Annotated in this window: 10 protein-coding genes and 1 riboswitch; of the genes, 4 read left to right on the top strand and 6 right to left on the bottom strand. The window is 73.9% G+C overall.

From position 1 onward, the window contains the following. Positions 1-534: 534 nt before the first annotated feature. Positions 535-620, top strand: a riboswitch (cobalamin riboswitch). Between the two features lie 61 nt (positions 621-681). Continuing rightward, positions 682-912, top strand: a complete 231-nt coding sequence (locus I3F54_RS31110; RefSeq protein ID WP_240122277.1) for a CbtB-domain containing protein — start codon at positions 682-684, stop codon at positions 910-912. A 22-nt stretch (positions 913-934) separates the two neighbouring features. Then, complete coding sequence (locus I3F54_RS31105; protein WP_240122276.1) at positions 935-1,708, top strand: CbtA family protein; 774 nt, start codon at positions 935-937, stop codon at positions 1,706-1,708. A gap of 88 nt (positions 1,709-1,796) precedes the next feature. On the opposite strand, the gene dnaG is transcribed toward I3F54_RS31105, so the two are convergent. From dnaG to I3F54_RS31080, 5 genes are all read right to left on the bottom strand, one after another. Beyond that, positions 1,797-3,710, bottom strand: a complete 1,914-nt coding sequence (gene dnaG, locus I3F54_RS31100) for a DNA primase (protein WP_240122275.1) — start codon at positions 3,708-3,710, stop codon at positions 1,797-1,799. 124 nt (positions 3,711-3,834) lie between these two features. Then, a complete protein-coding gene (locus tag I3F54_RS31095) occupies positions 3,835-5,100 on the bottom strand; it encodes an FAD-dependent oxidoreductase (protein ID WP_240122274.1) in 1,266 nt (421 codons plus the stop codon). Between the two features lie 141 nt (positions 5,101-5,241). Continuing rightward, entirely contained in the window at positions 5,242-6,555 is a 1,314-nt protein-coding gene (locus tag I3F54_RS31090) for a deoxyguanosinetriphosphate triphosphohydrolase (protein WP_240122273.1), read from the bottom strand. Between the two features lie 374 nt (positions 6,556-6,929). Next, positions 6,930-7,811, bottom strand: a complete 882-nt coding sequence (locus tag I3F54_RS31085; protein ID WP_374205995.1) for a sirohydrochlorin chelatase — start codon at positions 7,809-7,811, stop codon at positions 6,930-6,932. A gap of 344 nt (positions 7,812-8,155) precedes the next feature. Next, on the bottom strand, positions 8,156-8,593 hold the full coding sequence (locus I3F54_RS31080; RefSeq protein WP_240122272.1) for a YjdF family protein: 438 nt from the start codon (positions 8,591-8,593) through the stop codon (positions 8,156-8,158). A 402-nt stretch (positions 8,594-8,995) separates the two neighbouring features. Between I3F54_RS31080 and I3F54_RS31075 the strand changes: the two genes are divergently transcribed. Then, positions 8,996-11,209, top strand: a complete 2,214-nt coding sequence (locus tag I3F54_RS31075; RefSeq protein ID WP_240122271.1) for a molybdopterin oxidoreductase family protein — start codon at positions 8,996-8,998, stop codon at positions 11,207-11,209. Between the two features lie 225 nt (positions 11,210-11,434). Here I3F54_RS31075 and I3F54_RS31070 read toward each other — a convergent pair whose 3' ends face one another. Further along, positions 11,435-11,878 (bottom strand): gamma-glutamylcyclotransferase family protein, encoded by a 444-nt coding sequence (locus I3F54_RS31070; protein WP_240122270.1) that lies wholly within the window; start codon positions 11,876-11,878, stop codon positions 11,435-11,437. Between the two features lie 132 nt (positions 11,879-12,010). Between I3F54_RS31070 and I3F54_RS31065 the strand changes: the two genes are divergently transcribed. Beyond that, positions 12,011-13,705, top strand: coding sequence for a M4 family metallopeptidase (locus I3F54_RS31065; protein ID WP_240122269.1), 1,695 nt, complete (start codon positions 12,011-12,013; stop codon positions 13,703-13,705). Positions 13,706-13,892 lie beyond the last annotated feature (187 nt).

Genomic DNA, 13,892 nt, shown 5'->3' with positions numbered 1-13,892 from the left:
GTGCCCGCGGTGTCCGGTGCGTGCTCTCGGCGTGCCGGACGAAAGACCTCGTACCGGATGTACTCGGGCCTACGGCCGGTGCGGCGAGAGTGCGTGCCGGGCGCCGCGGGTGCTGTGCGGGACTTTCGAAACACCCCCTGGTGCCCCGGCGGGCGGCGTCACGGACCCGGACCCGGACCCGGCACGCTCCCCCGCTGCCCCAGGGGCGTGAGAGATGCCCCCACCCGCCGTACCACCCGAAACCCCCGGTACCTCCCCGTACGAGGGTCCGCCCGGAGCGCCGGGAGCCCGCACGGACACCGCTCCTCGACGGGCGAACGCCGCCTGCCGCGGCGCTGGTTGCCGCGCCGGGGGATCGCCCGGCGCACGCTCGCCGCCCGCCGGGACAGTGGTGGTGAGCGCCCGCGGGACCCCGGAGTGGTGCCGGGCCGGGGGAGTTCGGGCGCGGGTTGCGGCACGAAGGTGGCGAAGGCCATCTTTCCCGGTGGGAGGCGGGGCCGGTACCGTCTGCAGGGATAGGACGACGGTGCGTCTGGAAGTCCGGTGCAAATCCGGCACGGTCGCGCCACTGTGTGCCGAGCAACTCCCGTCGTGCGACGGGTGCTGCCGGTGAGTCAGACCCTCGCGCCGTCGTCGCGTGCTCCACCGACACGGGACGCGTGTTCCCGAAGGAGGCCCGCCATGGCGCAGTCCGCCGTTGCCCCCGCTCCGCTCACCCCTTCCACCGTGGCCACCCCGGCCAAGCTGCCGATCCGCGCCGTCCTGCCATGGGCGGCGTTCTTCGGCCTGCTGATGCTGGTCCTGCTGTACTTCGTCGGCGCCGAGCAGGGCGCCACCTCGCTGCTGTCCGGTGCGGGCGTGCACGAGTGGGTCCACGACGGCCGGCACCTGCTCGGCTTCCCCTGCCACTGAACAGGGCGTGGGATCAACCGTCATGAACTCCGTCACCGTCCGAACGCTGCTGGTCCGCGGTATGCTCGCGGGCCTGGCCGCGGGGCTGCTGGCCTTCGGTCTCGCCTACCTGGTGGGTGAGCCGGGCGTCAACGCGGGCATCGCCTACGAGGACGCCCACGCCCACGCCGGCCACGACCACGAGCACGAGGTGGAACTGGTCGGCCGGGCCGTGCAGTCCACCGCGGGCCTGGCCACCGCGGTGCTCGTCTTCGGCACCGCCGTGGGCGGCATCGCCGCACTGGCGTTCTGCTTCGCCCTGGGCCGCATCGGCCGTATCGGCCCGCGGGCCACCGCCGCCTGGGTCGCCGGGGGCGCCTTCGTCACCGTCTACCTGGTGCCGTTCCTGAAGTACCCGGGCAACCCGCCGGGAGCCAACGACGGGGACACCATCGGCAAGCGCACCGCTCTGTACCTCCTGATGACCGCCCTGACCGTGCTGGTCGGCCTGGGCGCGGTGGTCCTCGGCCGCCGTCTGGCCGGGCGGTTCGGCAGCGGGAACGCCGGCCTGGCCGCGGGCGCCGCGTTCGTCGCCGTCATGGCGGTGGCCGCGGTGTTCCTTCCGTCGGTGAACGAGACGCCGGAGGACTTCCCGGCCGGCGTGCTGTGGCAGTTCCGTCTCGCCTCCATCGGCGTCCAGGCGATGCTGTGGAGCTCCTTCGGGGTGATCTTCGGCTTCCTCGCCGAACGCGTCCTTGTTCCGCGTGCCGCCCGCCCGGGCCGGACCGCGGCTTCGGGAGCGCCCACCGCCGTCTGATGCGCGCGACGCAGAGGGGCCCGTGCCGGGGGCGCGACCGGCACGGGCCCCTCGCCGTGCGGTGCGGCCGGTGCCGGCGGCGGGGACGTCACAGAGCGGCGGCCCCGTGCTCCCGCAGCGCCTGGTCGTACTGCTGGAGGACCCACAGCTCGTTCTGCACGGCGGCTAGTCGGGCCGGGTCGCCGCCGGCGGTGAGACGGGTCAGCTGGGACTGGACGTCGCGGATGCGGCGCTCGACGGCGCGGCGGCGGACCTGGACCAGGACCGTGCCCGCGTACAGCTCGTCGACGGTGCGGCGCAGGATCGGCTCGACGGCCAGCTCCGTGACCATCGCGCGGACGGTGTCGTCGGGGGCGGCCTCGCGGACGCGGACGAGGTACTCCTGCGGGTCCTGCGTGCCGTACTCGGCGCCGAGCGCGTCCAGGACCGCCTGGCGGACGGCGGCGTAGGGCGGGGCGGTGAACTCGTCCACGCCGTACGCGTCGAATGCCGGGGAGACCAGTTCGGGGCGCTGGAGGGCCAGTTTGAGCAGTTCGCGTTCGGTGGCGTAGACCGGGTTGCGCAGGGTCAGGGCCGGGCCGGAGGGAGCGGAGCCGGCGGGCGCGGCCCACTGCTGCGAGGGCGCCTGGGGCGGCTGCTGGGGGCTGCTCCCGCCCCGGCCACCGCGCTCACGGGCCCAGCGGGCCAGCTGGGCGACCCGCTTGACCACGAACTGGGTGTCGAGGATGCCGAGCATGCCCGCGAGCTGCACGGCGACCTCGTGCTGGGCACCGCTGTTCTTGATGCGGGCGACGACGGGTGCCGCCTCGTCCAGGGCCGCCGCGCGGCCGGCCGGGGTGTCGAGGTCGTAGCGGCCGACGATCTGGCGGAGGGCGAACTCGAAGAGCGGGGTGCGCGGCTGGACCAGGTCGGCGACCGCCTCGTCGCCCTTGGCCAGGCGCAGCTCGCACGGGTCCATGCCGTCGGGCGCGATGGCGATGTACGTCTCGGCGGCGAACTTCTGGTCGTCCTCGAAGGCGCGCAGGGCCGCCTTCTGGCCGGCCGCGTCGCCGTCGAAGGTGAAGATCACCCGGGCGGACCCGTTGTCCATCAGCAGGCGGCGAAGGATCTTGATGTGGTCGCCACCGAAGGCCGTGCCGCAGGTGGCGATGGCGGTCGGGACGCCCGCCAGGTGGCAGGCCATGACGTCGGTGTAGCCCTCCACGACGACGGCCCGGCTGGACTTGGCGATCTCCTTCTTCGCCAGGTCGATGCCGTACAGCACCTGGGACTTGCGGTAGAGGGCCGTCTCGGGGGTGTTGAGGTACTTGGGGCCGGTGTCCGCCTCGTACAGCTTGCGCGCGCCGAAGCCGACGACATCGCCGCCGATGTCGCGGATCGGCCACATCAGCCGGCCGCGGAAGCGGTCGATGGGACCGCGGCGGCCCTCCTGGGACAGGCCGGACAGCACCAGCTCCTTGTCGGAGAAGCCCTTGCCGCGCAGGTGGCGGGTGAGGTGGTCCCAGCCCTGCGGGCTGTAGCCGACGCCGAAGTGGACGGCGGCGGCCTGGTCGAAGCCGCGGTCGGCGAGGAAGATCCGGCCGGTCTCGGCCTCGGCGCTGCCGGCGAGCTGCTCCGCGTACCACTCTGCGGCGATCTTGTGGGCCTCGACCAGGCGGATCCGCTCGCCGCGCTGGTGGGAGGGGTTGTAGCCGCCCTCCTCGTAGCGCAGGGTGATGCCGGCCTGGGCGGCCAGCCGCTCGACCGCCTCGGAGAAGGACAGGTGGTCGATCTTCATCACGAACGTGATGGTGTCGCCGCCCTCCTGGCACCCGAAGCAGTGGAAGAGGCCCTTGCCGGGGCTGACCTGGAAGGACGGCGACTTCTCGTCGTGGAACGGGCACAGCCCCTTGAGGTTGCCCCCGCCGGCGTTGCGCAGCTGGAGGTACTCGGACACCACGGCGTCGATCGGGACCGCGTCCCGTACCGCCTTCACGTCCTCGTCGTTGATCCGTCCTGCCACGCGTGAATTCTACGGGGACGTACCGACACCTCCGGGGCACGCTCACCGCGCCCGCGGGCGCGGCGGACCGGGCGCCTCGCCGCGCACGGCCCGCGCCGCCGCGGTGAGCACATCCCGGGACGCCTCAAGCGCCCAGGCCCTGGAGCGGCACGTGCGGATCGGCGAGGGCCTCGGTGTCGACCCGCACGCCGGTCCGGATGAGCCGCTGGATCTGCTCTGTGACGTCCCACACGTTCACGTTCATCCCGGCGAGCACCCTGTGGTCCTTCATCCAGAACGCGATGAACTCGCGCTTGTGGGCGTCCCCGCGGACGACGACCTCGTCGTACGCCCCCGGGGGCGCCCATCCGCTGTACTCCATGCCGAGGTCGTACTGGTCGGAGAAGAAGTAGGGCACGCGGTCGTAGGTGAGGTCCCGCCCGAGCATCGCGCGTGCCGCGGCCGGGCCGCCGTTGAGCGCGTTGGCCCAGTGCTCCACGCGGAGGCGGGCGCCGAAGAGGGCGTGCGGGAAGGAGGCCACGTCGCCGGCCGCGTGGATGTCGGGGTCGGAGGTGCGCAGCCGCGCGTCGACCAGGACGCCGCCGCCGTGCTCCCGGGGGGCGATCTCCAGGCCCGCCGCCTCGGCCAGACCGGTGCGCGGCGCCGCGCCGATCGCGGCGAGGACGTCGTGCGCGAGGTGCTCCTCGCCGTCGTCGGTGCGGGCGGCCAGCACCATGCCGTCCTGGCCGACGATCTCCGTCAGCCGGGCGCCGAAGTGGAAGCGGACGCCGTGCTCGCGGTGCAGTTCGGCGAAGAGCTCGCCCAGCTCGGGGCCGAGGACGCCGTGCAGCGGCGTCGGCTCCGGCTCGACGACGGTGACCTCGGCTCCGTACTCGCGAGCCGCCGCCGCGACCTCAAGGCCGATCCAGCCGGCGCCCGCGATGACGATGTGGCCGTTGTCACGGCCCAGCGCGGCCAGCACGCCCTTGAGGCGTTCGGCGTGGGCGAGGCGGCGCAGATGGTGCACGCCGGCCAGGTCGGTCCCGGGGATGTCGAGCCGGCGCGGCTCGGCGCCGGTGGCCAGCAGCAGCTTGTCGTACCGCACGACCGTGCCGTCCTCGCCGAAGCGGACCGTCTTCGCGGCGCGGTCGACGGCGTCGACGGTCTGGCCGAGGTGCAGCTCGATGTCGTTCTGCGCGTACCAGGCGGGCTGGTGCACGAAGACGCTGTCGCGTTCCTCCTTGCCGAGCAGGTAGCCCTTGGACAGCGGGGGCCGCTCGTAGGGGTGATCGCGTTCGTCGCAGATCAGTATCACGCGGCCGGTGAAGCCCTCGGCCCGGAGCGTCTCGGCTGCCTTCGCGCCTGCGAGGCCGCCTCCGACGATGACGAATGTCTGATCCGCGTCGACCACTTGATGCCTCCTCGTAAGGGTGCCGCCACAGGGGAGCGTCCCGCACGGAGCGTGATGGGGGAAGAGGGAGTGGCCCGGCCGGGCCACTCAGGGTCACGTCCGGGCTCGCTCGTCGCGTTCGTTTCAGGGCACACGTGCCCTTCAGTGTCTCCCCTGCCTCGTCAGTCGGGCGTGAAGGGAACGTGCCGACGTGTCGGTGAGGGAGGCGATCTGATCGACGATCACCCGCTTGCGTGCGCGATCGTCGGCACCCTGTTCGAACAGGGTGCGGAACTGTGGGTCGAGGCCGTCGGGCGCGCGGGCGGTGAGCGCCTCGGCGAGCTCCGCGACGACGATGCGCTGGTCGGCGCGGACCCGCTCCTGCTCGGCGCGCTGCATCACGTACCGGTCGGCGACGGCCTTGAGGACCGCGCACTCCAGGCGGGTCTCACGGGGGACGACGAGCTCGGCGGCGTACCGGGTGAGCCGCCCGTTCCCGGCTCCGCCGCCCGCGCTGCCCGGCCTGGGTCCCCACATGGCACGGGTGGCACCCTCGGCGGACAGGCAGAACCGGCCGATGAGCTGGCTGGTGGCGTCCTTCAGACGGGCCTGGGCGGCGGCCGTGCCGTCGTAGCCGTGCGGCCACCACTCCTGGTCCTGGAGGCGGTCGAGGGCGGCGGCCAGCTCGGCGGGGTCGGTACCGGCGGGGACGTACCGCCCGACGGCGACGGCGAAGATCTCCTGCCGCTCGGGCTCGGCGTGCAGGCAGTTGGGGTCGATGTGCCCGGCGTGCAGGCCGTCCTCCACGTCGTGCACCGAGTACGCCACGTCGTCGGACCAGTCCATGACCTGCGCCTCGAAGCACGCGCGGGTGCCGGGGGCCTCCTTGCGGATCCAGTCGAAGACCGGGCGGTCGTCCTCGTACACGCCGAACTTCGGGGACCCCGGGTCGGTGGGGTGGCCGCCGCGCGGCCAGGGGTACTTCGTCGCCGCGTCGAGGGCGGCGCGGGTGAGGTTGAGGCCGACGGAGCCCTCGGGGGTGAAGCGCTTGGGCTCGATGCGGGTCAGCAGCCGCAGCGACTGGGCGTTGCCCTCGAAGCCACCGCAGTCGTGGGCGAACGCGTTCAGCGCCGACTCTCCGTTGTGGCCGAACGGAGGGTGGCCCAGGTCGTGCGAGAGGCAGGCCGCCTCCACCAGGTCCGGGTCGCAGCCGAGGGCGGCACCCAGCTCACGGCCGACCTGGGCGCACTCCAGGGAGTGCGTGAGGCGGGTGCGGGGGCTGGCGTCCCAGGCCTGGTTCACGGTGCCGGGGGTGACCACCTGGGTCTTGCCCGCGAGGCGGCGCAGCGCCGCACTGTGCAGGATGCGGGCGCGGTCGCGCTGGAAGGCGGTGCGGCCGGGGCGTTTGTCGGGCTCGGGGGCCCAGCGCTCGACCGACGCCGGGTCGTAGCCGGGGAGGGGTTCGGTGCCTGCCATGCCTCGACAGTATGCGTCCCGGGTGACGGTCGTGCGCCTCCGGGTCGGGCGGGTCCCGCCTCCGGGCGGGCGCGCCTTCGGGCAGGTCCGGCGAGGGAAGCGGGCCGAGGGGGTGCGTGCGGTCCCGGGAGCGGGCCCTTCTCCGGGCGGGCGCGGCCCCGGGGGACCGGTCCTCGGGGCCGGTGACCGGCGGGTGCGGGCTTCGGGGCGTGCGGGCTTCGGGCAGCGCGGTGACGGGCGCCGGGGGCGGTGCGGTCCTCGGGCCCGCGCGGTCACGGCAGGCGCGTTGATCGGCGGGCCCGGTTCCCGGTCCGGTGCGGGCGGGGGCGGCTCGGGGCCGTCGGACGGGCGGGGCGGGTGGCTCGCGGCGCGCCTCACGCGGCGTTGCTGGCGCCGCCCGCCGCGAGGGCCTGGTCGTAGCGGTGCAGTACCAGGCGGGCCATCGCCGGATGGGCGCCCAGGGGGGCCGAGGCGATCCAGGGGGCCTTCCCGGCGCTCTCGGCCGCGAACCTGCCGGGAGCCGTGAAGTACGAGGCCACGGCGATGCGGTGGCGACCTCGCGCGGACAGCGACCGCACGGCCGCCTCGACGGTCGGCGTCGCGGCGGAGGCGTAGGCGGGGACGACGGGCACGCCGAGGCGTTCGGCGAGGAGCTGCGCGCTGCGGCGGGTGTCGGCGGCGGAGTCGGGGTCGCGGGAGCCGGCGGCGACCAGGACAACGGCGGCTGCGGCGCGTTCGGCCTCGGTGCGGGGCGCCTGCCAGCCGGCCTCGCCGAGCCGGGCGTACAGGGTCTCCACCAGCAGCGGGTGCGGGCCGAGCGGGGCGGCCACGTGCGCGTGGGTGCCGGCCTCGGCGGCGGTCGCGGGGATGTCCTGCTTGACGTGGTGACCCCGGCCGAGGAGCAGCGGCACCAGGACGGCGGGGGTGTCGCCCAGGGCGGCGAGGGTGTCGGGCAGCAGGGGGGCGTTCAGCTCGATGTGGCCCAGGCGCACCGGCAGGGAGGGGCGCCGTTCGCGCACCAGCTCCAGCAGGGAGCGCACGGTGCTCAGGGCGCGCGGGTCGCGGCTGCCGTGGGCGACGAGGACGAGCGCGGGCGGGCCGGGGCGCCGCCTGCCGTCCAGGGAGACCAGGCTGAGCTGGCCGGCGAGCTGGGAGCTGATCCGGTTCATCAGGTGCGCCGTACTGTCGAGGTGGGCGCCGGGCTGGCCGCCCGGACGCGGGAGGTGCTCGTCGCGAGGAGACTTCGACGCCGTCATGGAAGGATCCTGGCGGTGCGACGTTGCGCGCCCGTTGCGTGGCGGTGACGGGAGTTTTCCGGGGCTTCACCATGTGCCCCGGCGGGCGTGAGCGAACCGGATGGGCACGGCGTGCCGGACCGGCGGATCGTGGCTCACCCTCGTCCGGCGAGGACCCAACGGGTGGGTACGGGCGGAACCTCAGCCGTGGCGGCGCACTGACGCATGGGGCTTCGCTGACCTGCGGCAGGGAAGCCCCGCCCACGCGCCACGGGGGCAGCACACGAGCGGGGCGGGAGTGGCCCCTCGCACCAGTTCCATGCACTCCGGAGAACCGGTCACCCGTCCCACGGTTGTCCGTCCTCTCAACGCCCGCGCTTCCGGCGCTTGCGCTTGGCCTGCGCCAGGGCGTACTTGCGCTCGGCCTCGTCCTGCCTTCGCCTCTTGGCCTCGGCTGCGGCCGACGACTTGCGCTGCTCGAGTTCCAGCCGTAGCGCTTCCTGAGACGCGGTGCTGCGTCGCCCCTGTGCGACTCTGGCAGCCTCCCGGGCGGCCAGCCTCACGGCCCGCTTCGGGTTCTGCCGCACCGGGCGCCGGGTCTCCACGGGAACCGCGGGGTTGGCCTGCGCACGTTCCAGCAGCTCTGTGCCGTGACGTAGCAGGAACTGATACAGCTCGGCGTCCGTGGGCTCGCTACCGAACACATGCCGAGTGGCGCGGACCTCGCCCGCCTCGGCGATCTCAAGGACTCCGACCCAGAACGGGGCATCGAAGCAGATCGTCAGGGTCACTGAGGTGGTCACAGAACTCTCCAGTACATGCCAGCCACCGGCCTGACGAGGCCGGATTCCGGCACACGGGACATCCCTGGAGAGGGCGGATACAGACTGCCGTACCACGACAGCGTCCGGGCTACCAACCGGACCGCGTTTTCGTGCGCACGGTCAGGCTACCGGAGAAGGGCCACCGGCACCGCTGCCCGGGGTGTCCCCGTCATGGATGGTGGGAAGCCTCGCGTCGCCCGTACGGTCGCCCCCTCGCGCCGCCCGTACGGTCGCCCCCTCGCGCCGCCCGGCGGTCGGGGCCCCGCACCGCCGCCCGGAGGGGGGCCTCACGCCGCCCGTGCGGGCGCGGGGAGGTCAGTGTCCCGGCCGCGTAACAGGCACCGTCGTGGCACGTAACACGGCGGAAGCACGCTGAGGGGCATGCAGAACACCGCGACGCCCACGCACTGCCCGTACTGCGCGCTGCAGTGCGGCATGAACCTGACGCCGGCCCCCGACGGCCCCGCCGGGGCGGTCGCGCTGACGGAGCGCGCGGACTTCCCGGTGAACCGGGGAGCACTGTGCGGCAAGGGCCGTACGGCGCCGCAGGTGCTCTCCTCCCGGGTGCGGCTGACCTCCCCGCTGGTGCGCTCCGAGGGGCGCCTGGTACCCGCGACCTGGGACGAGGCACTGGACCGGATCTCCGGGGCGCTGGGCTCGGTGCGCGCCGAGCACGGCGCGGACGCGCTGGGCGTGTTCGGCGGCGGCGGGCTGACCAACGAGAAGGCCTACGCGCTCGGCAAGTTCACGCGGATCGTGCTCGGCACCTCGCAGATCGACTACAACGGCCGCTTCTGCATGTCGTCGGCCGCGGCGGCCGGCATCAAGGCGTTCGGTGTGGACCGCGGGCTGCCGTTCCCGCTGGAGGACATCCCGAGGACGGGCTGCGTCGTCCTGGTCGGGTCGAACCCGGCCGAGACGATGCCGCCGGCGCTGCGCTACTTCACGGAGCTGCGCGAGAACGGCGGCACGCTGATCGTCGTGGACCCGCGCCGCACGAGGACCGCCGAGCAGGCCGACCTGCACCTGGCGCCGCGGCCCGGTACCGACCTCGCCCTCGCGCTGGGCCTGCTGCACCTGGTGGTGGCCGAGGGGCGGGTCGACGAGGAGTACGTCCGTGAGCGCACCGCCGGCTGGGAGGAGGCGCGGGCCGCGGCGATGGCGCACTGGCCGGAGTACGTGGAGCGGATCACGGGGGTGTCCGTTCCGGAACTGCGGGAGGCGGTGCGGATGTTCTGCGCGCCGGAGGCGGCGATGGTGCTGACCGCGCGTGGCCCCGAGCAGCAGTCCAAGGGCACCGACACGGTCGGCGCGTGGATCAACCTGTGCCTGGCCACGGGGCGGGCGGGCCGGCCCCTGTCGGGCTACGGCTGCCTGACGGGGCAGGGCAACGGGCAGGGCGGGCGTGAGCACGGTCAGAAGGCGGACCAGCTGCCCGGGTACCGCAAGCTGGACGACCCTGCGGCGCGGCGGCACGTGGCGGAGGTGTGGGGCGTGGACCCGGACGCGCTGCCCGGGCCGGGACGCAGCGCCTACGAACTGCTGGACGCACTGGGCCGGGACGTGAAGGCGCTGCTGCTGATGGGCTCGAACCCGGTGGTGTCGGCGCCGCGTGCCGCGCACGTGGAGGAGCGGCTGCGGTCGCTGGACTTCCTGGCGGTGGCGGACGTCGTGCTGTCGGAGACGGCGGCGCTCGCGGACGTGGTGCTGCCGGTGACGCAGTGGGCGGAGGAGACGGGGACGACGACGAACCTGGAGGGCAGGGTGCTGCTGCGCCGCCGGGCGATCACGCCGCCGGAGGGCGTCCGCAGCGACCTGCACGTCCTGCACGAGCTGGCCGCCCGGCTCGGTACGCGTCAGGGGCTGGAGAAGAAGTTCCCCACCGACCCCGAGGAGGTCTTCGAGGAGCTGCGGCGGGCGAGCGCCGGTGGGGTCGCGGACTACTCCGGGATCACCTACCGGCGGCTGGCGGAGGAGAACGGCGTGTTCTGGCCGTGCCCGGCACCGGACCGGTCCCCGGGGGCCGGCGGGGGGACCGAGCGGGCGGCGGGCGCGGCCGGCGACGGCGAGGACGCCGCACTGGACGCGGCGCTGCCCGACGACGACCCGGCCCGGGCACTGCCCGACCCGCACCCGGGCACGCCCCGCCTCTTCCTCGACCGGTTCGCCACGCCCGACGGCCGGGCGCGGTTCGTCCCCGTCGCACACCGCCCGGCCGCCGAGGAACCGGACGACGACTACCCGGTGCTGCTGACGACGGGACGGGTGGTCTCGCAGTACCAGTCGGGGGCCCAGACCCGTCGGGTGGCGGAACTGAACAGGGCCGCGCCGGGACCCTTCGTCGAACTCCATCCGAGGCTGGCGGCCCGGCTGGGCGCGGCGGAGGGGGACCTGCTGGCCGTGGAGTCCCGCCGGGGACGCGCGGTGGCGCCGGCCCGCATCACCACCGCCATCCGTCCCGACACGGTCTTCATGCCGTTCCACTGGCCGGGCGAGGGCCGCGCCAACGTGCTCACCAACCCCGCGCTGGATCCCACGTCGCGGATGCCCGAGTTCAAGGTGTGCGCGGTGCGGGTGGAGACGGTGCGGGGTTAGGGGGTGTCCGAGGGCCCCACCGCCCCTCGCCTCGTCCCGTGGCCCGGGCCACTCCTCCAGCCGCCCCTCGTCCCCTGCCTCGGACCGCCCCTCGGACCATCCCTCCGGCCGTCCCCCGGACTCTTTCCGGAACCGCGTTCCGGCTGCTCCCCGGGTCCGCAGGACTCTCCTCCGGACGCTCCCCGGCGTCTCCTTCCCCTGGCCTGTGGGCGTGGGCGCGGCAGGTCAGGAGCGGGTGAGCCAGTCGCCGCCCCCGATGGGTCTGCCGCGGGCCCGCAGCCGGGCGGCGACGGTGGGGGCCGCGAGGTAGACCCAGGCCCGTACGGACACCCCGTCGGCGTCCCGGACGACGCGCCGGTCGACGCGCTCGTAGAGGCTGCGGAGCGGATCGCCGGGCCGGTACTCCTCCAACCGGTCCAGTTCGGTCAGTAGTTCGCCGTACTCCTCCGGCGCGGCGGTGACGAGTTCCCCGGTGATCACACCGCCCGGTTCCTCGACGGCGTAGGGGTAGCCGGGGCCGTCGAAGAGGACCGCGCCGGGCAGGCGCCCCGGCTCCTCGCGGCGGGTCCGGCCGCTCAGGAAGGTGGCGTGGTGGGGCTCGCCGGGTCGCAGGGTGCCGTAGACGAAGAACGGGAGCTGCGGGGGCTGCGGGGGGCTCGGGAGGCTCACGGAAGCGATTCTCCCCTCTCCCGCACCCCCCAAAGGCACTATGGACATGACATGTCATGCCCATTTAAATCTGAGGGACATCAGTGCCACCCCCCACGCGTCCTCCCCAGGACGCCTCCCACGAGGAGACCGATGAGTCGGATACGGCAGCATGTCCCCGCTTCCCGCAAGGACCACACGTCCCGCACATCCGGCGCCTCCCGCACACCCCGCCGCCTCGCCACGGCCGGCGTCGCCACCACCGCCGCCGTCCTGATGGCCGCCGCCCTCTCCCCCACCGCCGGCGCGGCCGACCGACCGACCCGCACATCCGCGGTCGCGCACGCGACGGACATCCTCAAGGACCGGGCCTCCGCCCTGGGCCTGACCTCCGCTCAGGGCACGGCCGTCCGCGACGTGATCGTCGACCGGGACGGCAGCCAGCACGTCCGCTACGACCGCACCTACCGCGGACTGCCCGTGCTGGGCGGCGACTTCGTGCTGCACCTGGCCCCCGACGGCGCCTACCGCAGCGCCTCCCGTGCCACCCGGGGCACCCTGTCCCTGCCGAGCGTGACACCGAAGGTGTCCGCCCCGAAGGCCGCCGGGATCGCCACCCAGGCACTGCGCGCCGTGAACCTCGGTCAGGGCCTCAAGAAGCTGCGGGCCAAGCCCCGACTGGTCGTCGACGCCCTGCACGGCGCCCCGAAGCTGGCCTGGCGCACCGACGCCGTCGCGCAGGACGGCCAGGGCAACCCGGTCGCCAGGACCGTCCTGACCGACGCCACCACCGGCGCCCAGATCGACGCCTGGGACAGCATCGAGACGGCGACGGGCGACGGCGCGTCCCTGTACAGCGGCACGGTTCCGCTGGAGACGACCTCGTCCGGCTCGTCGTACCAGCTCAAGGACCCGACGCGGGGCAACACCTACACCGGCGACGCGGCGAACAAGACGGACCTGTGCATCTTCGGCATCTGCTTCATCCGCGCCCCCGCGACCGTCTTCACCGACAGCGACAACCACTGGGGCACGGGGGCCACGGCGGACCGGGCCTCCGCGGCCGTCGACGCCCAGTACGGCACCAACGAGACCTGGGACTACTACAAGAACGTCCACGGCCGCAACGGCATCGCCGGTGACGGCAAGGGCTCGTACAACCGCGTCCACTACGGAAACAACTACAACAACGCCTTCTGGGACGACGGCTGCTTCTGCATGACCTACGGCGACGGCGACGGCTCCACCTTCGGGCCGCTGGTGGCGCTGGACGTGGCGGGTCACGAGATGACGCACGGCGTGACGTCCAAGACGGCAGCCCTGAACTACTCCGGCGAGTCCGGCGGACTGAACGAGGCCACCTCGGACATCCTCGGCACGATGGTCGAGTGGTACGCCGGCAACCCCTCCGACGTCGGTGACTACCTCATCGGCGAGGAGATCGTCCGCTCCGGCTTCGGCAAGCCCGCCCTGCGCTTCATGGACAAGCCGTCCAGGGACGGCAACTCGGCCGACTACTGGAGCAGTTCGGTCGGCAACCTCGACGTCCACTACTCCTCGGGCGTCGCCAACCACTTCGCCTACCTGCTCGCGGAGGGCAGCGGGCCGAAGACCATCAACGGCGTCAGCTACGACTCGCCGACCTACAACGGCTCGACGGTCACCGGCATCGGCCGGGACAAGGTCGGCAAGATCTGGTACCGGGCGCTGACCGTCTACATGACGTCCTCGACGAAGTACGCGGGTGCGCGCACCGCGACCCTCAACGCCGCCAAGGACCTGTACGGCGCCAGCAGCACGGAGTACGCGGCGGTGGCCGCGGCGTGGAGCGCGGTGAACGTGAACTGACGCCCGCGCCGCCTCCGGCGGCCGGTGGACGCCCCGGTCCGGGCGACCCGCATCGCCCGGACCGGGGCGGCCCGCGCCCCGGACGTCACCCCGGGGCAGCGGGCCCTCCGGCGGGCACCCGGACGAGGGCGGCCGGGGACGCCGCCGGTGCCGCCGGGCGCCGTCCGTGCCGGTGGCGGGCACGCAC

This window comes from Streptomyces sp. MUM 2J (genome assembly GCF_022414535.1).
Classification (GTDB): Bacteria; Actinomycetota; Actinomycetes; order Streptomycetales; family Streptomycetaceae; genus Streptomyces.
Note: the sequence above shows the minus strand (reverse complement) of the source record. Positions and strands in the feature narration are given on the sequence as shown.

Coding starts and splice junctions, on each gene's coding strand:
- I3F54_RS31110 (WP_240122277.1), top strand. CDS start 682: ATGGCGCAGTCCGCCGTTGCCCCCGCTCCGCTCACCCCTTCCACCGTG.
- I3F54_RS31105 (WP_240122276.1), top strand. CDS start 935: ATGAACTCCGTCACCGTCCGAACGCTGCTGGTCCGCGGTATGCTCGCG.
- I3F54_RS31090 (WP_240122273.1), bottom strand. CDS start 6,555: ATGGCAGGCACCGAACCCCTCCCCGGCTACGACCCGGCGTCGGTCGAG.
- I3F54_RS31085 (WP_374205995.1), bottom strand. CDS start 7,811: ATGACGGCGTCGAAGTCTCCTCGCGACGAGCACCTCCCGCGTCCGGGC.
- I3F54_RS31075 (WP_240122271.1), top strand. CDS start 8,996: ATGCAGAACACCGCGACGCCCACGCACTGCCCGTACTGCGCGCTGCAG.
- I3F54_RS31065 (WP_240122269.1), top strand. CDS start 12,011: ATGAGTCGGATACGGCAGCATGTCCCCGCTTCCCGCAAGGACCACACG.